This is a genomic window from Companilactobacillus bobalius, assembly GCF_009764355.1.
This window is the reverse complement of sequence record NZ_LNUA01000031.1, coordinates 155,355-176,784: the sequence shown is the minus strand read 5'-3', so window position 1 is coordinate 176,784 and position 21,430 is coordinate 155,355. Positions and strand designations below refer to the sequence as shown.

The following is a 21,430-nucleotide window of genomic DNA, read 5'->3' as shown; positions in this document are numbered from 1 at the left end:
ATTAAAGCATGTATAAAAAAGTATAGTCCATTAGCTCGTTCCAAACAATAATTCTTGACAAATTTAAAAATTTGGCAACGTTTACCAGACGCTTTTTTCCGTTTAGTAAAGGTTAACCAGATTTTTATTTTTACTTTTTGATTAATTGTTTTTACATATATTTTGGACGACCAAGTTTAAATTTCTTAGCTTCATTTTTTATCCTTAAACAATGCCTTTCTAATCCATCTCTGGGAAAAACCATAGATGTGTGACAAATCTTTAATACTTATGGTCTTATCACTGATGCTTCCCAAATATTTTTTAAGTGTTTGACGATCATAGAGTTTCATCGGCATCTGTACTTGGGTGCCTCGGAATTCATGATAAACTTTCATCATATTATCTTCGCCAACTAAATCATAAAGAGCCTTGTATGTTGGATGTAAAACCTCGTAGCGAATTTTTTCCTTTTTCAAAATTATTTCCTCCCGAACTCCACTAATATATAAAATAGCAAAAACTTGGATACTGTAAAAATGCACGGCGCAATACAAAAAGCATGTATAAAGTCCTATGAAATGACATATTAATGGAGACTTATTATTTTTATTTTTTGTGTTTCTTCCTATTATTAATAGTTAGTTAGGCTATTAATAAAAAAGAATAACTATATTCGAACCGGTTCATTCATCTTTGTATGTTCAAATATATCGGGAGTCAAGTTCAATTGTACAAAAAAAGGACGTCATTAAACGTCGCTTTCTCGTTTTAACCACTCAATATGATTTTTTTCTCGTTCGATAGCACGCGTCAAAATCAAATAGTGACCATAATTATTTTTTATTTGTTGCTGATTGGAAAATACTGTTTGGAGTCGTATTTGCAAATGAGCATACTTATCCTGATTAATTTTTAACTCTTCAAAAATCAGTTTCTTCATCAGCGGATCTGTTTCATCCAATACAAAGTACATTTTTAGCGAGAACAAGTCCTCATCTGCTTGCAGTGGTTCTTCCATCCAGGCACGCAAAACTCCATGGCCGACTTCAGTAATTTGATAGTAAGTTGATTTACCATCTTCTTGATCAATTAACCAACCGTCCTCTTTCATACGAGCTAGTTCGGGATAAATCTGACTGTGTGATGCACGCCAAAATTCGCCAACTTCATTTTTGAATTCTTGACTGATTTGGTATCCGGATAACTTGCCTTTATTGTTTATCAATCCAAGCAATACATATGGCAAAATTCGTCTCTTAGGCATAATTCCTCCAAAAAAAATGATATACGATGTTCTCGTATATCATTCTAATACTATTTATTAATACGGTTATAATTCTTATCGAAATATTTACCATTTCTAATATCATCAGGCATCCCTTTATAAGGTGCTTCACTGATAACATCTTCGTTATCTTGACCAGCATCACCCATATATGTGATATTAGCAAATTCAGGCACAACTAATTTTGGATATGTCTCGTACTTTTCACGTGATTCTTCCATTAAATCAATATGTTCATTTTGATATGTCACAGTAATTTCTGGATGTTCTTCAACCCACTTAGGGAAAAAGATTGTTCCGTGTAATTTCTTTTCATTAGGCATGAAGTCCAAGGCTACGTCTGTACCTGTTGGTTCTGTCCAAGAAATCTTGTAAATACCTTCTGTTAACATAATGATATCAGCTTTTTGATCAGTTACCCAACGGCCACCAACCATACCACCGTGAATACGGTAGTCAACTGTGTGGTCGTTTTTTGCGTACCATTCATATTCCCAACCGTTATCGTATGTGTAAATGAAATGTGTTCCTAAAAAGTCTTCTAAAGTTTTAAATGTTTTTGTCATAGTTATTTGCCTCCTTGTGTCGTTATCGACAATTAATAGTATATGTCGATATAAACATATAGTCAAGAGCTTTGTTTTTTTAGAGATAAAAAAAGCCCTCATGCTGAGGGTTATCAAAATACTTATGCTCAATTATCACAAATCAAATTTTAAAAGTTTGATTTATTTAGTTATACTCAAGCTAGAGTCGTAAAGGGTCATTTCTCTTTATTGACTTTAGTGGCTTTAAAAACAAGTAGTATACTCCCTCTCGATTACTGGAGAAATGGAGGGTTAACTATGAGTGAAATGATAAGGTGCGTTGGGCTGTGTTTGCTTTCGCAGAATCCGTTGTTCAACTAGGTATCGCCTGCATATTTTTTGCAGTGGCCTATTGGATAATAAAAAAAGCTAACCACTAGGGTTAGCCAACCAACGAAATTTTTCGAGTCATGATTGAGATCACGGGAGCCATATTCCTGTGGTCTCTTTTCGATTACATAAATATTATAAATGATGATTATTCTTTTTGCAATCTTGAGCGGTTCTTTATTTAGATAACCAATGTTCTTGGCAATATAGTGGAAACGAGCTGCGTGAGGGCAACCTCTTCCGGTTTGCTACAGTATTGAAATTGCCCGCAAAATCCGCGTGCGATTTCAGTACTTAGGCAAATCCTCGGAGGCTAACCGCCCTCACTCCGCTCTCTCTACTTTTTACTAATCTGATTCATAACTTGTGCGGTAACGGGGATTTCGGAGAACTTTCCGATATCTTCTTTACTCATCACAACGGTATTACTTGAAGATTCTGCCAAGGCTGCGAATGCTTGGATTTGTTGATCTGTGAAGTATTTATTGTCGGCTGATGCTAACATGTCATTCAACTTCTTGATTTCGTATGCTTTGGCATCGGCTCTGGCGATGGTTGCAGCTGCTTCGGCTTTGGCTGTTGAGACGGTCGCATCGTTTCTGGCTTTTGTTTCAATTTCAATACTTCTGGCTTCACCATTTGCTTTAGCAATGGCGGCTGTCTTCTCACGATCAGCTCTGATTTGTTTCTCCATTGATTCGGTGATGGAAGCTGATGGTTTCAATTCATCGATATTTACACGGTCTACTTTGATTCCGTAGGTATTAGTCAAATCCCCGATTGCTGCGGCTAAATCTGCGTTGATCTTTGAGGTTGACCCTAGTGCTTCGTTCAAGTCGATCTTACCGATAATATCACGTAAGTGTCCACGGACTAATTGCACCATTGATTCAACTGAGTTGCTGTTTTCATATTCGAATTTACGCGCATCGGTAACGTGATAATTTAATGTAACGTTTGTCTGTACTTCAGCGTTATCTTTGGTAATAACGGAATATCCTTTTAAGGACAACGGTATCATTGCAAGGTCCACTATTCTAACTTTTTGAAAAATGGGAATGTAAAAACTCAAACCAGCGTTAACTTCACGCTTGTATCTCCCCAAAGTTTCAACCAATCCTACATGATTTTGACGCACTACCTTAAATCCAAACATTATTCCCCGCCTACTTTTCTATTTTAATTCCTGTATTGTCAGGATATTACCATTTGCTTTAATAACCTGATAATTACGTTGGGTGTTAACTGAATCGTTTGCCAGTAAATCATAGCGATAGTAGATACCTTTAACCTCGACCAAGTCGTTTGCCATGTTGATCTTATCCCCTCTGACGATAGACCCTACAATTTGGCGCTGTTCGAGGTTATTTGTAGGTACAGCTTCACTCAATTTGGTGACAATATAATTATTAACACTACGATTCTCACGACCTGCATCTTCTGCTATTCGGTCGTACAAATCTTTATCTAGTCTTAATGCAATCATCTTATCTGCCATATCTGTATTATAGCACCTTTATATCAAAGTGATATCACTTTGATATAAAATTTAGGCAAAATAAAAAAAGCCTACTAATGTAAGCTTTTGGCAACATGTGCATAATGTTTGTACAATCCGGAGAAGCGTTCTTTGTAATCTGACTTCCAAGGTTTATCCCGCCCACAGAAATGTAAGATTGAGGTATGTTCAATTACCCAATCAATATCCCAGACGCCGTTACTCTTGGTGTAATAGAGTGGATTCATTCGAGCATCGTAATTGTAGAGTTCATCGGGAATCTTTTTGATGTGCTGTCCATAGAGTCCATTCAAGATATCTTGATCTGGTAAGAACAGTGCTAGATTCTTAATTCTGATGTAGCCATAAATATCTTCAGCTTTGACATGTTCTCGTTCTTCCGGCAGGTTCATCAAAATGACTCCAGAATTGTAATAGCCATCGGTATCAAAGTTACCTAAACGGATCTTATTTAATGAATCAGTTACATCCAGTGCGATGTGACTAGCGGCTGCGTACCAGTAACCGTCGAAGTCCATGTTATATAATTTTTTCAAATCATTGATCACTAAAACGTCGGTATCGAGGTAGAGTACTCGCTTCAGATTCTTGGGTAGATACTCGTAGGCCAGCAAGCGATAATAAATTGTCTTCGGATAGCGGTCGGTCACTGGTGCCTTGTCGAAATGGGTATTGGAAACAATGATTGGATGATAGGTCATCTTGAGTTTCTTACAGACCTGGATAATCCTTTGGGTATGAGTTAATTTCTTATCTTGAATCACATATACGGAAAAACTGGTTGCGGAGGTATTACGTTTGATTGAGTATAAGACTGTTAGTAGTTGATCGACGACACGATCATCAATCGCAAATAATAGATTCATTGGTTCCACGCTCCTCTGAATTGATTAACTACCCTCATTATAGCCGTTTGTTGCTTGAATCTACTATCTTTCATCGCTTATAATGAGAACATTCTATTCTAGGAGTTTAATTATGATTAAACCAATAAACCACGACCAAGCACTTCTCAGTCAAAAATCCAAATTAGCCACTAAAAATGATTCTCAAGTCGTTCAAGATCTACTCGACACTCTACAATCACATTCCGAAAACTGTGTCGGTATGGCAGCCAACATGATTGGCGTCAACAAACGTATCATCGCCTTTTCTATGGGAATAATGAATGTTCCTATGATAAATCCTTCTATTATAAGTATGCAGAATCCCTATCACACTTCTGAAGGTTGTCTTTCTCTTGACGGTGAACGTCCTACTAAACGTTATAAAAATATTACGGTTAAGTATTTAGATGTTAATTTCAAAGAACATACACAAGAGTTCTCTGACTTCATTGCTCAAATTATTCAACATGAAGTTGATCATTGTGATGGTATTTTGATTTAAAGATTCAACACACAGTCACCTTAGTCACATTGTATACTACAAACCTCAATTAATTCTTGAAATGCATCTAACTGTTCTTTAACTTTATTGAAATAAATCTTTTTTGTATTAGAACTACCATGTGAAAACTCATTTCTATTATCACGTATACATGAAATCAATTTATTCATTTTTGTTTTTGAAACTCTACTAGATACTTTGGATGACTCATTCCAAAGTATTTTGTATATAGCATACATTGATGTTCCACTTGCTTTAATGATTTTCTTTGAAACAGCCTCTTTATATTCTTCTTCAGTTATATAATCTTTCAAAAAATAATCATCATATTTTTTTACTCCATAATAAAAATTTTTTGCATATTTTCCCTTACTAATTTTTTCTATACAAGGACAGATAACTTCGTATGTAAAATTTTCAAATGCCATATTTAATAACAATACGCTTTCACCCAATTCCTCAATAAGTAAATAAGCCTTCGCATCTAAATAAAGCTTTTCATATAGTGGCGACGAGTTGGACTCATATATATCAGAGAGACTTAATGTTTCTACATTAGGGGATATTTCATACGTTCCTCTATCATACATTGGTATATTTCTAAACACAGTATCCATAGCACCATATTTAATAGAATGCATTCCTATCATTGAAGGATAAATTCTTTTAATCCAATACTCACCCGTCTTTTGTCTATACTGATCAATAACCAAATTAATCGATTTACATACAATCTCTTGCATTACTGATGCAGTTTTATCTTTAGAGCTGTTTTTCTCACAAGATAAATAATTATTTATTTTTACAGTCCATTTAGAATTGCTAACTATAGATTCTCTATCCTGAAATCTAGTAACATTACCATTTGTTTGAATAATAGAATTATTAGCTCCTCTAGTACAAGAAACACTAGCAACTAATTCATCTTGTTGAAGAAAAACTTTAACGGGCTCTAATGTGCTATTCATTGCTATTGGCACCGTTAAATTTGTTTCCGTCCATAGTCCATTATCCCTTATAGCATATAAAATTTTAGTATCTTCGCTATAAATATCTTGAGTCTGCTCATCGAATACTCCAATTTTTTCCAATTGTTCAAAGTATTCTTTTGCCTGAATTAATTTATTACTTTCCCTGTCTTCTAGATATAAAATCAGCAAAGTTTTTACTGCTTCTGATAAAAATGCACTTTTATTTTCTTTAAGTTCTTTAGAAAATCTTTCATGCTGCATCGTTTTATACATCCAAAAAAGTGTTTCTTTATAAAAGGAATTCGAAAAAAGGAAACCAAACTTTCCCCGATAAATGACATACATTCTTTTTTCTATGACATTCTTTTGATTGTCGTTCAATTCTTTGTATTGTTTCAATACATTTTCAAGTAAACTAGAGCTTTTAAAAGATGAGTTAATAAATTCTTGAATAGTATTATCAATATTTTTAATTTTGTTTTGATTGTCCATTATATTTTCTCTCCATATAAGAAATTCAAATCATCCGTTGTATTTAATTTTAATATTTGATATAGCAAAATGGCCAGAAAACTTATCATTTTCTAGCCATTTTTGTTTTAACGTTTCATATCTTCTAAATTCTATTTTTTGATAACTATGGTTCTTGGAAATATAGTAAAAATGAGTTTCTCAAGTATGACGGGCAATTCCAAGGCACATCCTCAGAGGCTGACCGCTCTTACTTCGCTCTCTATCTTTCTGCGACTGCTTCTTTATCGAATTCAGCTTCTGAACCGGCTTCTCTTGATAGTTTAGCCAAGTGTTCATATGTTGATGATACGTGTTCACTTGCTAATTCTGTCTTCAATCTTTCATTACCTTTGTGCATATCAACCAATGTCCATACTAGTAAGGCTACTACGGCTACGATTAATACCCAGGCGATGATGTCGGCTTGTGTTGATTGTGCTGCTGTAATTCCATCTCCATAGAAAGCCTTGATTTGATCTGGCAATCCGTAAAGGTTTAATCCTGTTAGGGCTAGAACTGAGAACCAACCGAATCCTTTGATCCAGACTGCGTTCTTAAATTTCTTACCCATTTCAGTAACACTGTCGGTCATTAATAGTAATGGCAACATTGAGAATGGTAAGGCGAAGGCTAAGAAGACTTGTGAGTTGTTCATTAAATCATTCAAAGCCACGTGCTCATCAATTGAACTCTTACCACTTGTTAACATAACACAGATTAGAACTGGAATAACTGATAGCAAACGTGTTACTAAACGACGTAACCATAGAGGCATCTTCATATGAACGAAACCTTCCATGATAACTTGTCCTGAAAGTGTACCTGTAATTGTTGAATTTTGACCTGAAGCTAACAAAGCTACAGCGAACAATGTTGAAAGGATACCTGATTTAGCAACGGCAATCAAAACGCCATTACTTAGTGTTGATGTATCTGATAGAGCTTGGTATAAACCGAAGAATGATGGATCTTTAACGGCACCACTCTTGAAGACGGCAACACCCATGATCAATAGCAAAGCATTAACAAAGAATGCGGCTGTTAATTGAATATTTGAATCCCAAGCTGAGAAACGTACGTTTTGTGCAACTGATTTTTCATCAGCATGATCAACTTTTCTTGTTTGAGAAATAGCTGAATGTAAGTACAAGTTATGAGGCATAACTGTGGCACCAATGATTCCTAGAGCACCTTGCAATGGTGATTGTCCACCAATTGTTGGATGTGTAGCGAAGGTCTTACCTGTTGGAACTAATCCAGCAAAGGCAGCGCCCCAGTTAGGATCTGATAGTGCAACTTGGTATACGAATACGAATAAAATAACAAGAATTAAACATACAACGATAGCTTCAATTTTTCTGAAACCAATCTTAGTTAATAATAACAGTACTAAAACATCACCAACGGTGATAAATACAGCGATTACTAATGGAATATTGAATAATAGGTACAAAGCAATCGCACCACCGATAACTTCAGCAATATCTGTCGCCATAATAGCGAACTCAGTTAAAATCCATAAAACGATTCCTAATGATCTACTTGTTCTAGCACGAATTGCTTGTGCCAAATCCATCTTACTCACGATGCCTAGTTTAGCAGCCATATATTGTAACAACATGGCAATTAAACTAGACAAGAGAATAACTGACATTAATAGGTATTGGAAATTTTGACCACCGGTGATTGATGTTGACCAGTTACCTGGATCCATGTAACCAACGGCAACTAAAGCTCCTGGACCTGAGTATGCAAGTAGAGTTTTGAAAAAGCCTTTGTCCTTTGGAACATCGACTGTACCATTGATTTCTTCTAGTGAAGGACCATTGGCATATTGGATTAATTTACGCTTTTCAGCCATATTAATCTCCCCTTATATTTAAATTTGGTTTTAGCGAATAATCATAATTGAAATAGGTGAATATTTCGCCATATATGCAGCTTGAGAACCGAAGTACTTTCTAATCCCCTTCTTAGATAACGAACCGATTACTAATAGGTCAGCTTTGGCAGTAGGAATGATATCTTTCACGATTGTCTCGCCAGGATCTCCTTCACCAATTACAAGTTCGACCTTTTGGACTCCAGCATCCAAGGCAATTTTACGATACTCTTGCATATGCTCTTCAAGATCTTTACGTTCACCGTGAACATAATCTCTAGTTAAGGCTTGATATACATTCATATCTCCGCTTTCCAATATGGAAGTAATGATCAAAGTTGAATTATCTTTGATGCAACGATGCATAGCGTATCTAAATGCTAATTGAGCATCAGCTGAATCATCAACACCAACCAAGACACGTTCAAATGTGTTATTTTGCTTTGACATTGGTTTCTTTCCTCCAATTAATTTTTATCAGACAAGTAAGTCCTACCCGTCTTTCCAAAGACCATTCTACCGCTTTTTAAATCTATGTAAACTATTTTTTAAGTCCGCCTAATAAAAAAGTACAATCAGCGATTTTTCTATAAAATTTCAAGAAAACGATTACTTGCCCATTATAAAGACTTTCAAGGCTACCTAATGTGATATAAAAAATTATTCTTAAACTCAACTTAACTATTTCAAATAAAATAATTATGTTATATTAAAGGCGTTAACGACAGAGTTATAGCGATTCATGAATATAACTATTTGACAATATGTCCATACAATAGCTTTTATATTTATGTTTAACTATTTTTATTAGTCTAAACTAATAAATCACTCTTATTCTTATTAATGGAGGAATATCATGCGTAAAGAAACACATCGAGAGGTAATCAACGAAGTCAATGACGAGGAATTCTTAACCAATAACTGGTTAACCTCCGAGGTTTTAGTTGGTATGTATTCAAGAATTTTTACTAATTCCTTACTATTAGATGACATGATTTTTAAGAATCGCAGAAAATAGGTTGAAAGAACCTTATTAAGAAAAAGTGGTGAACGATTTTGAACGACCTAAATTTTTTAAGACTTATTTTCGAGCTTGGTGGCAGCTTCCAAAATGTTAACAATATAGATCTAGCCATCAAAGCTAACGTCAGTAAGGCTTCTATTTCCGACCGTACCCAACATCTTTCCAAGTTAGGCTTGGTTAAATATACGAAATACTACGGTAGCAAGTTAACTAAGAAAGGTTTAAATGATGTCATCCCTTTAATTCAGCAACATCGTTTAATCGAAACTTGGCTCTATGAGAAATTAGATATCCCGTTGAGTGACATTTACGATAAGGCCACGACCTTATCAGATCATCCCGATTTATTATTGATCGACCGTCTGAATATCTACTTGGAATATCCACAGACTTGTCCACACGGCAACATCATCCCAATTAATTCCGCAATTCCCATTTATTCCACTGATTCTTTGTTAGCCAGTCAGAACATTTCCGATACGACTTTCAAAATAGTCAACTTTACGGAAGATTCCTATTTATTCAAAATTCTAAGTAACATTGATATAAAGCTTTCCGATTCTATCAAGATTCTCAATATCAACGATTACGATCACTCAATGGTCATCTTGAACCTGCGTAACAATTTGAAGCAGATTCTCCCCAAGAACATCACTAAGATGATTCACATTGAAAAAGTTAAAGAGACACAAAAAAGCGTTTGAGTAGGCATGATTGTAAAATCACGCGTTGTCAAACGCTCTTTTTTATTTGCTGGCTTCCCTGATCCAACGTGGTGAATAGCCATACTTTCGCGATAACATCATAATTTGGTTCGATTGCACGTCCATTTTTTGAAGTTTTTTACGTAATTTATTAGCGTCATAGAGTCGCATTGGCAGTTGTAGTTGCATACCACAATAGTTATCACGAATTTTTAGCATCGCTTCAACTCCAATAACTTCAGCTATTCCTTTATATGATTCATTCAAAATATCATAGTCTACTTTTTCAGACATAATTGTCACCTAATTCTCCTTAATACAGTAATTTTATCTTCAAAATTACTTTATAATAATAGATAGACGAATCCTGTCCACTTATGCAAAAAGAGGAAAAGTTTTGAACACATCTGAGCGTCGCTTCGCTATTTATATAAAACTACTTGACAATCAAATTTTGAATAAGAACGACTTGGCCCGTGAATATAATGTGACTCCACGTGCCATCCAACGAGATATCAGTCAGATAAATTTAACTTTCGAAGACATCTGTCTGCCCTACAGAATCCAGTATGAGAGGAGCAATTCCGGTTATCGTATGCACAGTGATCAACACATTCTTAATGCTCAGGAAATCCTCGTTTTGATCAAAATTTTATTGGCTAGTCGTGCGCTTAATCGGCGTGAATTAACTAATACAGTCGATGGACTCTTAAACTTGGCAAATAGTCAAATCCGTAGTGAGGTCCAGCCTTTGATTCAAAATGAGATCTTCAACTACACGCCTTTGCATCATCAACAAAATTTATTAGATAAAATTTGGACTTTAAGCAAATACATTACACAGAAAAAAGCTATTGAAATCAGATACCGTCGTCAACATTCGGAAACAGTTATTCGCAATATTCTGCCACAAGCTCTGATTTTCTCTGAATACTATTTTTATTTAGTTTCCTACAATCCTGATTACAAGGACAACTTACTTTACCGAATTGACCGAATCGAAGACTATCACGTAACTGGCAAGATTGATTTAGACTATAAAGATCGTTTTGAAGAAGGTAAATTTCGTCAAAAGATTCAATTCATGTATCCCGGCAAATTGATTCATCTAAAATTTCAATTCTGGGGTATCGTTGAAGCTGCACTCGACCGCATTCCAACTGCTAAAGTTGTAGCACACTGTGACGCCAATGGAAATTTACTCTCAGATCATAATTCCAAACAATCACAGAATGGTGGCAGTGTCATTATTGAAGCCGATACTTTTGGCGAACGTGGCGTTATGATGTGGCTGTTGAGTCAGGGACAAAATGTAAAAGTTTTAGCACCAGAAAATTTAGTTACCAACATCAAAAAGGAAGCTCAATCCATACTGCAACGGTATGAATAAGCTTCTTTTTTACTTTTCAATCGGATCAACAATAGTTGAAACTACTGCTTCAATGGAAGAAACTAGTGGACTATCCTTTTGAATACCAGCTTTAACAAAGCGATCTTCCCACCATTGACTACGAATCTTTTGGACTTTTGTTACGATTTTCTTGCCCTCTTCAGTCAAATTGAGAACTTTAGTTTTACCAGCTCCATCTGATTTGGTTAAGTAATTCAATTGATTCATTTTATTGATCTCTCGAGTTGCTAACCCCTTATCAATTACTAAGGAACGGGCCACTTGGTTCTGACTGATGTTTTCATAATCACTTACAGCCAATAAAATACAAGCTGCGGTCGGATTCAAGTTGATTTGATTGAATTCATCCCTCGTATCCTTGTAATATTGACGGTGTAAGATAGAAATATCTTGTGCTAAGTATCCAATATTTTTCATTAACTTTCACTCCATGAAAAGACTCACGTGTTGACAAATCAACACAAATGCTTTATTTTTTTCCTATAAATAATTATAGAACAAATCTACACAAAAAAGAGGTTAGATACAATGACAAAAACTAATGGTGCTCAAGCTTTGATCCAATCGATGATCAATCAAGGCGCTCATTACGTCTTCGGACTCCCTGGTGCTAAGATTGATCGACTCTTTGAATCACTTGAACATAATGATGATCCAAGAACTCCTAAACTAATAATTACTCGTCACGAACAAAATGCAGCTTTCATTGCTGCAGGTATTGGTCGTCTAACTGGTAAGCCTGGTGTTGTGGCTACTACTTCAGGCCCTGGTGTCTCTAATCTAGCTACTGGTCTAATTACCGCTACTTCTGAGGGAGATCCAGTGATTGCTCTAGGTGGTCAAGTGCCTCGAAACGATATTGCCCGTTTAACTCACCAAAGTATTTCTAGCAAGGAACTCCTATCCGCCGCTACTAAGGACAGTGTTGAAGTTCAAGACGCCAACAATTTATCGGAATCATTTGCAAACGCTTACCAAAATGCTGTATCACCTAAAGCTGGGGCAACTTTCATGTCTATTCCTCAAGATGTCTTGAATGATGACGTAACTCGCCCTGTTATCAAACCACTACACAAAGTTGAACAAGGTGGCGTTGATTCAGAAACGCTTAACCAAATTATCGAAAAAATTGAAAAAGCTAAGTTACCCGTAATTTTGGCAGGTATGCGTTCTTCTACCAATGAAGTTACCGACGCTATTCACAAATTTCTGCACAAGTTCTCGATTCCAGTTGTGGAAACCTTCCAGGGTGCTGGTGTCATATCGCGTGATTTGGAAAAAAATTATTACGGTCGTGTCGGCTTGTTCCGTAACCAAATCGGTGACACTATCCTTAAGGAAAGTGATTTGATTATCGCAGTCGGTTACGATCCTATCGAATATGAGGCCCGTAATTGGAATATTGGTCGCACGGGAGAAATAATTAATCTCGATAGTATCAAGCCTGAAATTACTAATGATTATCAACCTGACTTGATTGTGAACGCTGATATTGCTAAGACTCTTAACGAAATCAGCTCTAACTTACCGGATGGTATCGACTTAGGTTCTGATATGCACAAACATCTGGCTGACCAACAAGAGAAATTTACCAAGAAAGACGCTATTCCAGCTAACCATTCCGATGAAAACGGCATCCACCCCCTTGCTATCATCCATGCTTTGCAAAATCAAGTTGATGACGACACAACTGTCACAGTTGATGTTGGTAGTCTCTACATCTGGATGGCTCGTCATTTTAGAAGTTACAAACCTCGTCACTTGTTATTCAGTAATGGTATGCAAACACTTGGTGTCGCACTTCCTTGGGCAATTGCTGCTGCGTTGGAACGTCCTGAAAAGCCAGTTGTTTCCGTTGCTGGTGATGGTGGCTTCCTCTTCTCTGGTCAAGAACTAGAAACAGCTGTCCGCTTACACCTCAATATCGTACAATTGATTTGGGACGACGGTTATTACGATATGGTTCGTTTCCAAGAAATCGCTAAATATGGTCACGATGCCGGAGTTAAATTAGGACCAGTTGACTTTGTTAAATACGCTGAAAGTTTTGGTGCTACTGGTATGCGTGTTGAGAGAGCCGAAGATCTCGAACCAATGCTAGCAAAAGCTTTTGATACTAAGGGACCAGTTATCTTGCACATCCCCGTTGATTATTCAGACAACATTCAATTAGCATCCAAGTTGGTTGACGACGTCTTGAATTAAGATAGAAAGAAGGATTTCATGTCAAACACAAATATTCTTTATCAACACGGAACATTAGCTTTATTAGTCCCAGGGTTACTCGATGGAACTATCACTATGAAGGAATTATTAAGACATGGCGATACAGGAATCGGTACTGGCGAAGGTCTTGACGGTGAGTTAGTCATTTTAGACGGCACGCCTTATCAAGTCGACAGCAACGGTAGTGTTAATATCGTAAAAGATGATTTCACTCTGCCCTTTGCTAACATTCATTTCGGCAGTTATCAGCCATTAACAAGTGTTGATGGTATCAGCCAAAAAGAACTTGAAGAGAAGATTCTATCCTTAACAAGTACCAATACTTTCTTCTCAATTGAGTTACACGGTCAATTTACAAATGTGAAAACTCGTGCGGTGAAGAAATCACACAAACCTTACGATACTCTAGCTAAGACAGCTGAAAGTCAAAGCATTTTTGAAAAAGATACCGTTACAGGTACTTTGTTGAGTTATTACTCACCTGAAATCTTTGATGGAGCTGCTGTTGGTGGTTTCCACCATCACTTCTTATCTGACAATCATGACTTCGGTGGTCACTTGTTATCACTTGGTACAGCAAGTGGAGATGTAAAACTCCAACAATTTGATACCTTGGAACAACATTTGCCCGTCAAAAATCAATCTTACATGGATTTTGATTTTTCCGGTGAAGATATTCTAGGCGATATACATAAATCAGAATAGAGAAAAACAAAAGGACGAATCCAGTTGGACTCGTCCTTTTTTATCCTACTTAAAAATGTCTAATTTGATCGTACTATCTCAAATCTTGCGTAATTTTATTTATATAGTAACAATAGTTATAACATTTTACACACGTATTAAATACGTATATTATAAAAGACGAAGGAATTTGAAATGAATCAAAAAAGATTGCTCAAATTTTTAAGTAAAAAGGGTTGGTACTTATATCGTCATGGTAATAATCATGATATTTGGACAAATGGCATTGAAAAAGAACAGATTCCTAGACATAGAGAAATCAATGAATTATTAGCAAAAAGTATAATAAAAAAACATCGTTTGGATGATGAGGGAGACTAAAAATGAAAACCGTATATCCAATTATAATTTCAAAAACAAGTGATCAAACAGTTCCCTACTTTGTCAGCATTCCTGATATTGAAGGCCTGACTCAAGGCAAAGACATTGATGACGCTATTCAAATGGCTCGTGATTACATCGGTTTGAATATTATTGATAGACAAGATAACAATTTAGACGTGCCGAATTCAAATTACACACTTCCTAGTGCAGAAAATAGCGACGTTGTTACCTTAGTTGATGTCGATATTGATGAATATCGTCGTAAAAATGACTTCAAGACTATCAAGAAGACTTTGACTATCCCCAACTATCTCAACAAGTTGGGAAAAGAGAACAATATTAACTTTTCGGAATTACTAACAACTGCTTTAAAGAAGAAATTACATGTTTAAGCGGTCAAAAAAATCCTATTTCACACGGAATAGGATTTTTTAATACTCATTTTGCAAATCTTATTGAAACCCAAACACTAGTCAAAATCAAAACCGTCCCTGCAGCAAAGCCCCAAGTTAGACCTTCTCCTAAAATTAACCAACCTAATAATGTACCAACGATTGGTTGTAACAAGTAAATCAACCCTGAAACGCTGGGACTGACCATTGTTAAACCCTTATTCCACATGACAAAAGCCATGGCTGTGGATAACGCTCCAACATAGAATAAACAGGCAATGATTTTAGGATTGAAGAAATTAACGTTTGATAATGATGCCAAATCTCCCATCACAAATGGTGTTAAACAAATCATAGCGACTATGGTTGAAACAATCGTTATTTGTAAAGCTGAATAGTCCGACAACAATTTAATCATGACGGACATAAATGACCAACTTAATGCAGCTAATATCAAGAATAAAACGCCAATTAAAATATGTTTTCCGGTCAAATGGATGCCGACTATCATTACTACCCCAAGTGTTGCCATTACCAAAGAAATGACTTTAACGCGATCTAATTTTTCCTTTAAAATTAACCAGGCAAAAATCACCATAAAAGTTGGTGTTGAAGAAGTTACCACGGCTCCTGTTTGGGCGCTGGAAAACCACGTTCCGGTTTCTTGGGCCACTAATGAAAGAGCGTACCCTGTCAAACCTGACAAGATGAACCATTTCAAACCTTTTCTTTTCAAATGCCACTTTTCTCGCTTAATCAATGAGAAACCGACTAAAAAGATTAATGCGACTAAATATCTTAGCCAAACCAATTGGAGTGGATGAATCTGCCCCACTACCATTTTCACTGCAACGAAAGTCCCACCCCAAATGCTGGCAGCGACTCCTAAAAGAATAGAACCTAATACTTTGTTAGAATTCATAATGCTTAGTCCTTTTAGCTATTGGTCTCTCCGGAACGAAATTTATAATTAAATAAATTCTTTTGAAATCTTATTTTTGTAAAAAATTATAGCATTTTCAGACTCTGTTGAAACTGAAAAAATAAAAAAAGCAAATCCATTTTGGATTTACCCCTCTAATTTATGCAATTGCGTATAATTAATTCCTTCTATTACGTAATTTTACAGTTTCATCTTCTAGCAAATGAACCTTTCTATCATCAAACAAAACTAAATCTTTCGTATCATTGTTAATCGTACTTTCATATATAATCCCATCAACATTATCCATATCTTTGATCAAATCACTCATGTACTCCGTTGGTACATAAGCGATTTCAGATCTATTTTTATTACTGATTTCCCTCATAACAATATCAATTTGTTTTAAAATATCGAAATTCATTAAATAAGTAATTTTATCCTCAAAAGAAAATATACTTAACACAGAAATTTGAGACAAATCTACTAATTTTAATTCCTCCAAGGTTTCAAACAAGACAACTGTGCAAATATCATTTAAAGAAGCCTTTATTTCACCCAGTGCCACCTTATAATCTTGACATAAATAAAGGTATCCTATTCCAGAAGCATTCAGTCTTCCTGGGGTCGACAATCCTGACGGTGCGGCTCCCATATTCTCATTAGAAATCGGCTTGCCACTGTCACTAATTCTTGCTCTATAAAATCGTTTACCTTTTCCAATATTTACAATTAAATTATTAAAAAATGCTTCTAATATCTTTTTGTTTGCCATATTAGAATGGAACCTATTAATATATTTAATTCTATTTTCAAAGGCCTTCCATCCTTTTCCACCAAAGATACCGTTATTCTTTTTCAACTTATCATCCAATAAATATTCCGGTATTACAAGACCTTCAAATAACTCATTGTTTTTGTCATAATATTCAGCTAGCAAAGCCTTTAATAATTTAGATATTTTATTTACTTCTAAATTGAAAATATTGGTATTAAAAAATAGTTGTTCACTCAACTTTCTAGCATCATCGGAATACCTTTGATAATCATTCTGTTTTCGATCATATACTGTGTAAAGATCTAATAAATCATTAAAATCTGCAATTATGTTTTTCGAATAGTCATTGTTTTTTAACGCTTTATCAATATCAAGAACGTAGACATCGTTTGATTGACAAAAATCACACTGGCCTTTTTCATTTATGGCTTTAATACGCTCTTTTATATCAACATCTTTAAAACAGTTTTCGCAACATTTCATTAATCTTTATCCAAATACCTTCCCATGATTTCAAAATGATGTTTTATAGATAATTTCTTTATATATCCCAAGCCTGAATACTTATCGATTTTATACAATTCTTCAAACTCCCTTAGAGCTTCAGAATCATTCTTTGTTTTATCAAAACTAGGATTAGAAACAAACTTAATCAATTTTTCCAGAGCTTCATGAGCTTTTAACGCTGGATTTTGTATATTATCATTAGAATCTGAAACAAAGTGATGAACACGTAATTCATCATTCTCATCAAAATACACTAAGTGAATTGCTACCGCCTTGGCTGCAAAACCAGCGCTACTGTAATCACTTCCAATTATTGAATAATCACTAAAACCATAATATCCATCTTCTTTATAGTACAAATGCTCTGTTGAGAATAATTCATCAGTCTTGGATAAATAATCTACATTCCTATCCTGCTTATTGAACTGATCATGCATTTCCACTAAAAGGTCTGTACTGTTTCTCAATTTTCTAACAGCCGATCTATTATTTGGTTCAATCACTAAATACGTATTATCATCAATCAACGATGAATCATTAAAGTCTGATTTTTCACCTACGATAGCCATTTTATTAACATTGGAATAATCAGAAAGAGATTCATTATCTGAACCCTCCAATACTAAAGCCGGAATGAAATTATCCTTTGACTTTATTTCACTTATATCAGCATCCTTGAATCCTTCGTAATCAGCGACTGACGAATTTTGGATAACGGCAATTTTTCTATTATTGTTATAAAAGGACTCCAATAATATCCTAAACGTAGATGAAGGACTTACCGGCTCTATGATTGGCAATATTTTCTTGCTTAAAACGTCGTCATTCAAGAGTTCCCTTAAAGCCAACAATTCATTTTGTTTACCCCTCAGTATAGGAAAATACATAATACACGCTTCCTCTCAATATTTAGTATTCAGGAATTCTTGCAACACATTATATTCCTTGATTTTATAGTCTGAAAAATACACCAGGGCTTTAAGTTCCTTAGGAATGTCTTTGAAGTAACTATAATTTTCTTGGTTAATTGAACTTCTCTTTTTTAACTCATCTAACATAAATTTCTGAGTTTTTTTTACTTCAATAGTCTTAAAGAGTTTAAAACACTCTTGATAATATTTTGACTGACCGACTTTTGGTAAATAACCAAAGTTCTTCTTTATAATATTCTCAAATTCACCTTTTCGAAGTATCCTAAATATTTCCCGGCTATTCAGCTTATCATTGTATTCACTTGGTGACTTCTCAACATGGAGTGTACCACGATTAGTCAAAAGTATTATTCCCGTTGGCGTATCACTAAGTAACTCCTTCAAATCATCCAGATGACTTAAATCAGTAACAACATTACAATAAGAAAATGCCATATAGTAAGCATTAAGTTGATCTTTCAATCGATTTAGATTATCAAGTCCGGTCTTTATTTCATACACCTGTCCAATACCATTTATTATCAATAAATCTAATATATTATTAGATATTGGTAATTCTCTTATAGCTGTTGAAGTTCTCACACTATGTCTACCAAGCAATATCTTATTTATTAATGTATTTTTATAAAAATATTCATTTCTATGAGACTTATACATATACTTGTACATATTCTTAATAGCATCTAAATTTGTTTTAATTTCACCATTATTTATACTTAATGAATTAATAGTTTCTTTATATAAATCACCATTTTTATTATTTACAGCTTTTCTTAAAGAATTAACTGTAAATATCTTGTTTAAAAGGACATCTGCTGTCATTTTTGCACTACCACCAATACTCAACATTAACAAAAGTATAGCATGAGTTTAATCATCATTGTTATTGCTGTATATTTAAAATTACGCATAAAAAAAGGCAAATCCATTTTGGATTTACCCTTCTAATTATTAATTACTCTCAAATTTAACTGAAATCCAGACACTGCCAACAATCAGTATTGTTCCAAGGAAGAATCCTAATGAAACTGATTCTTTCAAAAATAACCAACCTAACAGAGTTCCGACAATTGGCTGCAATAAGAAAAACAGTCCTGAAGAACTTGAATTAACTAAAGTTAATCCTCTATTCCACATAACAAAAGCCAATGCTGTCGAAATAACTCCTAAATATAATAAACTGAGAATTATTTTAGGTTCTAAGAAATCAATATTTACTAGACTTGCTGTATTCATAAAGACTACTGGAGTTAAAGAAATAACTGCGACGATTGTTGACATGATTGTAATTTGCAATGAACTGTAATGATTAACTTTTTGTATCAAGACTGACATTAATGCCCACGTTAAGGCTGCAATAATCAATGATAATACTCCTAGTAAAATATTATTACCTTCCAAATGAATTCCAACAATCATGACCACACCAATCGTTGCCATCACTAAAGATATGATTTTAACCCGCGTTATTTTTTCCTTAAAAATCAGCCAAGCAAAAATCACCATAAATGATGGTGTGGCTGAAGTAATTACTGCTCCGGTTTGAGCACTGGATAACCAGGTACCAGTTTCTTGGGCAACTATTGAGATAGTATTTCCAATCAAACCAATTATGACGATTAGCCCTATATCTCTTTTGTGAATACTCCATTTTTCTCTTTTTAAAATAGAAAATAATATTAAAAATATTATCGCTACTAAATACCTCAACCAAACTAACTGTAATGGATGAACAACACTAACTACATCCTTTACCACAACAAACATTCCACCCCAGATGCAGGCAATATTGATCCTAAAATCTTTTTTGAATTCATAATATTTCCTTCCGCTATTTAATTTCACTCGAAATTAACCAACGGAACTATCCGTTGATTAACGGATAGCTGGAACATCACATTCATTTAATGGTGAATAAATCATTTTTACACCTTCTTTTTTGCAATTCAAATATTATATCACTAAAAAAAGGTAAATCCATTTTGGATTTACCTTATTAATTATTATTCAATTTTAATTTTGCGTTCAATTTTGCAGGTCGTGTTCTCTCTAAACGAGTCTCGTTCGAGGATGAGCCATCGAACTTAACTGAGATCCAAACACTGGCTAAAATCATGGCTGAACCAATGATAAAGCCAACTGAAATCTGTTCACCGAGCAACAACCAACCTAAAAATGAACCTACAATTGGTTGAATCAAGTAGAACAAACCAGATGAACCGGCACTGACGATTTGGAGGCCACGATTCCACATTACATAAGCTACAGCTGTTGAAACCGCACCAATGTAAAGTAAACTAAGAATAATTGTTGGATCAGCAAAGTTAATACTTGTAAGTGATGACATATCACTCAAAATAAATGGTGTCAGAGCAACGACTGCTACTACGGTTGACATAATAGTAATTTGTAAAGAACTGTAAGTTTTAACTTTTTTAACTAAGACTGACATCAAGGCCCAAGCGATTGAATCAAGAACTAGGAGCAAAACTCCTAAAATAACATTAGTTCCTGACATCTTCAATCCAACAATCATTACTACTCCAAGAATAGCAATCACTACGGAAAGAACCTTAACTTTATCCAATTTTTCTTTGAGAATCAACCATCCAAAGATGATCATAAATGCAGGAATAGTTGAGGTGATAACCGAACCTGTTTGGGCATTTGATAAACCTGTACCCATTTCTTGAGCAACTAACGAAATGGTATTTCCAATGATTCCAATCCAAAAAATTAATTTTAAATCTGACCAATTGATGTGCCATTTCTCTTTTTTCATTATTGAAAATCCAATTAAGAATACTAATGCGATTAGATACTCCAACCAAACTAGTTGAATTGGATGTACCTCATTCACAATAATTTTTACAACTACAAACATTGCTCCCCAAATAATTGAAGCAATGGTTAAAAACATGGATCCGAGAACCCTTTTAGACTTCATTAGTAATATTTCCCTTCGCTTTGATTTCCTATGAATTCATTGCTACGCTACCCTCGCGAAT

The 21,430-nt window shown here is 34.8% G+C and carries 25 protein-coding genes; 8 read left to right on the top strand and 17 right to left on the bottom strand.

Annotation, left to right across the window (positions count from 1 at the left end):
• Window positions 1–191: 191 nt before the first annotated feature.
• The 6 genes from ATN92_RS05375 to ATN92_RS05350 all read right to left on the bottom strand — a co-directional run bounded on the left by ATN92_RS05375 (window position 192) and on the right by ATN92_RS05350 (window position 4,569).
• Complete coding sequence (locus tag ATN92_RS05375; protein WP_056953502.1) at window positions 192–458, bottom strand: hypothetical protein; 267 nt, start codon at window positions 456–458, stop codon at window positions 192–194.
• A 272-nt stretch (window positions 459–730) separates the two neighbouring features.
• Window positions 731–1,246, bottom strand: coding sequence for a PadR family transcriptional regulator (locus ATN92_RS05370; protein WP_056953499.1), 516 nt, complete (start codon window positions 1,244–1,246; stop codon window positions 731–733).
• Between the two features lie 50 nt (window positions 1,247–1,296).
• Window positions 1,297–1,833: a phenolic acid decarboxylase gene (locus tag ATN92_RS05365; protein ID WP_056953497.1), complete on the bottom strand. Its 537-nt coding sequence runs from the start codon at window positions 1,831–1,833 to the stop codon at window positions 1,297–1,299.
• A gap of 688 nt (window positions 1,834–2,521) precedes the next feature.
• Window positions 2,522–3,340 (bottom strand): SPFH domain-containing protein, encoded by an 819-nt coding sequence (locus ATN92_RS05360; RefSeq protein ID WP_025085357.1) that lies wholly within the window; start codon window positions 3,338–3,340, stop codon window positions 2,522–2,524.
• A gap of 18 nt (window positions 3,341–3,358) precedes the next feature.
• Window positions 3,359–3,682 (bottom strand): hypothetical protein, encoded by a 324-nt coding sequence (locus ATN92_RS05355; RefSeq protein ID WP_054643824.1) that lies wholly within the window; start codon window positions 3,680–3,682, stop codon window positions 3,359–3,361.
• A gap of 74 nt (window positions 3,683–3,756) precedes the next feature.
• Window positions 3,757–4,569 (bottom strand): glycosyltransferase family 8 protein, encoded by an 813-nt coding sequence (locus ATN92_RS05350; RefSeq protein ID WP_056953495.1) that lies wholly within the window; start codon window positions 4,567–4,569, stop codon window positions 3,757–3,759.
• Between the two features lie 112 nt (window positions 4,570–4,681).
• Between ATN92_RS05350 and ATN92_RS05345 the strand changes: the two genes are divergently transcribed.
• Window positions 4,682–5,092 (top strand): peptide deformylase, encoded by a 411-nt coding sequence (locus tag ATN92_RS05345; RefSeq protein WP_056953493.1) that lies wholly within the window; start codon window positions 4,682–4,684, stop codon window positions 5,090–5,092.
• A gap of 20 nt (window positions 5,093–5,112) precedes the next feature.
• On the opposite strand, the gene ATN92_RS18715 is transcribed toward ATN92_RS05345, so the two are convergent.
• From ATN92_RS18715 to ATN92_RS05330, 3 genes are all read right to left on the bottom strand, one after another.
• A complete protein-coding gene (locus tag ATN92_RS18715) occupies window positions 5,113–6,555 on the bottom strand; it encodes a hypothetical protein (RefSeq protein ID WP_234032516.1) in 1,443 nt (480 codons plus the stop codon).
• Between the two features lie 241 nt (window positions 6,556–6,796).
• Entirely contained in the window at window positions 6,797–8,437 is a 1,641-nt protein-coding gene (locus ATN92_RS05335) for an Nramp family divalent metal transporter (RefSeq protein WP_056953491.1), read from the bottom strand.
• 30 nt (window positions 8,438–8,467) lie between these two features.
• Window positions 8,468–8,908 (bottom strand): universal stress protein, encoded by a 441-nt coding sequence (locus tag ATN92_RS05330; RefSeq protein WP_056953489.1) that lies wholly within the window; start codon window positions 8,906–8,908, stop codon window positions 8,468–8,470.
• A 406-nt stretch (window positions 8,909–9,314) separates the two neighbouring features.
• On the opposite strand from ATN92_RS05330, the gene ATN92_RS05325 reads away from it, so the two are divergent.
• Window positions 9,315–9,476, top strand: a complete 162-nt coding sequence (locus ATN92_RS05325) for a hypothetical protein (protein WP_156638765.1) — start codon at window positions 9,315–9,317, stop codon at window positions 9,474–9,476.
• Window positions 9,477–9,514: 38 nt separating this feature from the next.
• On the top strand, window positions 9,515–10,186 hold the full coding sequence (locus ATN92_RS05320; RefSeq protein ID WP_056953488.1) for a metal-dependent transcriptional regulator: 672 nt from the start codon (window positions 9,515–9,517) through the stop codon (window positions 10,184–10,186).
• A gap of 42 nt (window positions 10,187–10,228) precedes the next feature.
• Here the strand turns inward: ATN92_RS05320 and ATN92_RS05315 are convergent, their stop codons facing one another.
• Entirely contained in the window at window positions 10,229–10,480 is a 252-nt protein-coding gene (locus ATN92_RS05315) for a Mor transcription activator family protein (protein ID WP_143444247.1), read from the bottom strand.
• Window positions 10,481–10,583: 103 nt separating this feature from the next.
• Between ATN92_RS05315 and ATN92_RS05310 the strand changes: the two genes are divergently transcribed.
• Window positions 10,584–11,576, top strand: coding sequence for a helix-turn-helix transcriptional regulator (locus ATN92_RS05310; RefSeq protein WP_082604555.1), 993 nt, complete (start codon window positions 10,584–10,586; stop codon window positions 11,574–11,576).
• Between the two features lie 9 nt (window positions 11,577–11,585).
• On the opposite strand, the gene ATN92_RS05305 is transcribed toward ATN92_RS05310, so the two are convergent.
• Window positions 11,586–12,014, bottom strand: coding sequence for a MarR family winged helix-turn-helix transcriptional regulator (locus ATN92_RS05305; protein WP_056953484.1), 429 nt, complete (start codon window positions 12,012–12,014; stop codon window positions 11,586–11,588).
• 111 nt (window positions 12,015–12,125) lie between these two features.
• Here ATN92_RS05305 and alsS point away from each other — a divergent pair, with 111 nt between their 5' ends.
• From alsS to ATN92_RS05285, 4 genes are all read left to right on the top strand, one after another.
• Window positions 12,126–13,802 (top strand): acetolactate synthase AlsS, encoded by a 1,677-nt coding sequence (gene alsS, locus ATN92_RS05300; RefSeq protein ID WP_056953482.1) that lies wholly within the window; start codon window positions 12,126–12,128, stop codon window positions 13,800–13,802.
• 18 nt (window positions 13,803–13,820) lie between these two features.
• A complete protein-coding gene (gene budA / locus ATN92_RS05295; protein ID WP_056953480.1) occupies window positions 13,821–14,528 on the top strand; it encodes an acetolactate decarboxylase in 708 nt (235 codons plus the stop codon).
• Between the two features lie 174 nt (window positions 14,529–14,702).
• Window positions 14,703–14,888, top strand: coding sequence for a type II toxin-antitoxin system HicA family toxin (locus ATN92_RS05290; protein ID WP_056953478.1), 186 nt, complete (start codon window positions 14,703–14,705; stop codon window positions 14,886–14,888).
• A gap of 2 nt (window positions 14,889–14,890) precedes the next feature.
• A complete protein-coding gene (locus ATN92_RS05285) occupies window positions 14,891–15,283 on the top strand; it encodes a type II toxin-antitoxin system HicB family antitoxin (protein WP_056953476.1) in 393 nt (130 codons plus the stop codon).
• A gap of 46 nt (window positions 15,284–15,329) precedes the next feature.
• On the opposite strand, the gene ATN92_RS05280 is transcribed toward ATN92_RS05285, so the two are convergent.
• The 6 genes from ATN92_RS05280 to ATN92_RS05255 form a co-directional block, all read right to left on the bottom strand.
• On the bottom strand, window positions 15,330–16,205 hold the full coding sequence (locus ATN92_RS05280) for a DMT family transporter (protein ID WP_056953474.1): 876 nt from the start codon (window positions 16,203–16,205) through the stop codon (window positions 15,330–15,332).
• A 178-nt stretch (window positions 16,206–16,383) separates the two neighbouring features.
• On the bottom strand, window positions 16,384–17,466 hold the full coding sequence (locus ATN92_RS05275; protein ID WP_056953471.1) for an RES family NAD+ phosphorylase: 1,083 nt from the start codon (window positions 17,464–17,466) through the stop codon (window positions 16,384–16,386).
• Window positions 17,466–18,377: a sce7725 family protein gene (locus ATN92_RS05270; protein WP_056953469.1), complete on the bottom strand. Its 912-nt coding sequence runs from the start codon at window positions 18,375–18,377 to the stop codon at window positions 17,466–17,468. The genes ATN92_RS05275 and ATN92_RS05270 overlap by 1 nt, the downstream gene beginning before the upstream one ends.
• A 15-nt stretch (window positions 18,378–18,392) precedes the next feature.
• Complete coding sequence (locus tag ATN92_RS05265) at window positions 18,393–19,244, bottom strand: sce7726 family protein (protein ID WP_056953467.1); 852 nt, start codon at window positions 19,242–19,244, stop codon at window positions 18,393–18,395.
• 129 nt (window positions 19,245–19,373) lie between these two features.
• The gene (locus ATN92_RS05260; protein ID WP_056953465.1) at window positions 19,374–20,189 is read right to left on the bottom strand and encodes a DMT family transporter; all 816 of its coding nucleotides are present in this window, start codon (window positions 20,187–20,189) and stop codon (window positions 19,374–19,376) included.
• A gap of 229 nt (window positions 20,190–20,418) precedes the next feature.
• The gene (locus ATN92_RS05255) at window positions 20,419–21,369 is read right to left on the bottom strand and encodes a DMT family transporter (protein ID WP_056953463.1); all 951 of its coding nucleotides are present in this window, start codon (window positions 21,367–21,369) and stop codon (window positions 20,419–20,421) included.
• Between the last annotated feature and the right edge of the window lie 61 nt (window positions 21,370–21,430).

Excerpts from the sequence above, each read along its gene's own strand:
- ATN92_RS05355 (WP_054643824.1), bottom strand. The coding sequence starts at position 3,682 with ATGGCAGATAAGATGATTGCATTAAGACTAGATAAAGATTTGTACGAC.
- ATN92_RS05325 (WP_156638765.1), top strand. The coding sequence starts at position 9,315 with ATGCGTAAAGAAACACATCGAGAGGTAATCAACGAAGTCAATGACGAG.
- ATN92_RS05290 (WP_056953478.1), top strand. The coding sequence starts at position 14,703 with ATGAATCAAAAAAGATTGCTCAAATTTTTAAGTAAAAAGGGTTGGTAC.
- alsS (WP_056953482.1), top strand. The coding sequence starts at position 12,126 with ATGACAAAAACTAATGGTGCTCAAGCTTTGATCCAATCGATGATCAAT.
- ATN92_RS05275 (WP_056953471.1), bottom strand. The coding sequence starts at position 17,466 with ATGAAATGTTGCGAAAACTGTTTTAAAGATGTTGATATAAAAGAGCGT.
- ATN92_RS05255 (WP_056953463.1), bottom strand. The coding sequence starts at position 21,369 with ATGAAGTCTAAAAGGGTTCTCGGATCCATGTTTTTAACCATTGCTTCA.
- ATN92_RS05270 (WP_056953469.1), bottom strand. The coding sequence starts at position 18,377 with ATGTATTTTCCTATACTGAGGGGTAAACAAAATGAATTGTTGGCTTTA.
- ATN92_RS05265 (WP_056953467.1), bottom strand. The coding sequence starts at position 19,244 with ATGACAGCAGATGTCCTTTTAAACAAGATATTTACAGTTAATTCTTTA.
- ATN92_RS18715 (WP_234032516.1), bottom strand. The coding sequence starts at position 6,555 with ATGGACAATCAAAACAAAATTAAAAATATTGATAATACTATTCAAGAA.
- ATN92_RS05280 (WP_056953474.1), bottom strand. The coding sequence starts at position 16,205 with ATGAATTCTAACAAAGTATTAGGTTCTATTCTTTTAGGAGTCGCTGCC.
- ATN92_RS05260 (WP_056953465.1), bottom strand. The coding sequence starts at position 20,189 with ATGTTTGTTGTGGTAAAGGATGTAGTTAGTGTTGTTCATCCATTACAG.
- ATN92_RS05305 (WP_056953484.1), bottom strand. The coding sequence starts at position 12,014 with ATGAAAAATATTGGATACTTAGCACAAGATATTTCTATCTTACACCGT.
- ATN92_RS05335 (WP_056953491.1), bottom strand. The coding sequence starts at position 8,437 with ATGGCTGAAAAGCGTAAATTAATCCAATATGCCAATGGTCCTTCACTA.
- ATN92_RS05345 (WP_056953493.1), top strand. The coding sequence starts at position 4,682 with ATGATTAAACCAATAAACCACGACCAAGCACTTCTCAGTCAAAAATCC.
- ATN92_RS05315 (WP_143444247.1), bottom strand. The coding sequence starts at position 10,480 with ATGTCTGAAAAAGTAGACTATGATATTTTGAATGAATCATATAAAGGA.
- ATN92_RS05365 (WP_056953497.1), bottom strand. The coding sequence starts at position 1,833 with ATGACAAAAACATTTAAAACTTTAGAAGACTTTTTAGGAACACATTTC.
- ATN92_RS05360 (WP_025085357.1), bottom strand. The coding sequence starts at position 3,340 with ATGTTTGGATTTAAGGTAGTGCGTCAAAATCATGTAGGATTGGTTGAA.
- budA (WP_056953480.1), top strand. The coding sequence starts at position 13,821 with ATGTCAAACACAAATATTCTTTATCAACACGGAACATTAGCTTTATTA.
- ATN92_RS05370 (WP_056953499.1), bottom strand. The coding sequence starts at position 1,246 with ATGCCTAAGAGACGAATTTTGCCATATGTATTGCTTGGATTGATAAAC.
- ATN92_RS05350 (WP_056953495.1), bottom strand. The coding sequence starts at position 4,569 with ATGAATCTATTATTTGCGATTGATGATCGTGTCGTCGATCAACTACTA.
- ATN92_RS05330 (WP_056953489.1), bottom strand. The coding sequence starts at position 8,908 with ATGTCAAAGCAAAATAACACATTTGAACGTGTCTTGGTTGGTGTTGAT.
- ATN92_RS05285 (WP_056953476.1), top strand. The coding sequence starts at position 14,891 with ATGAAAACCGTATATCCAATTATAATTTCAAAAACAAGTGATCAAACA.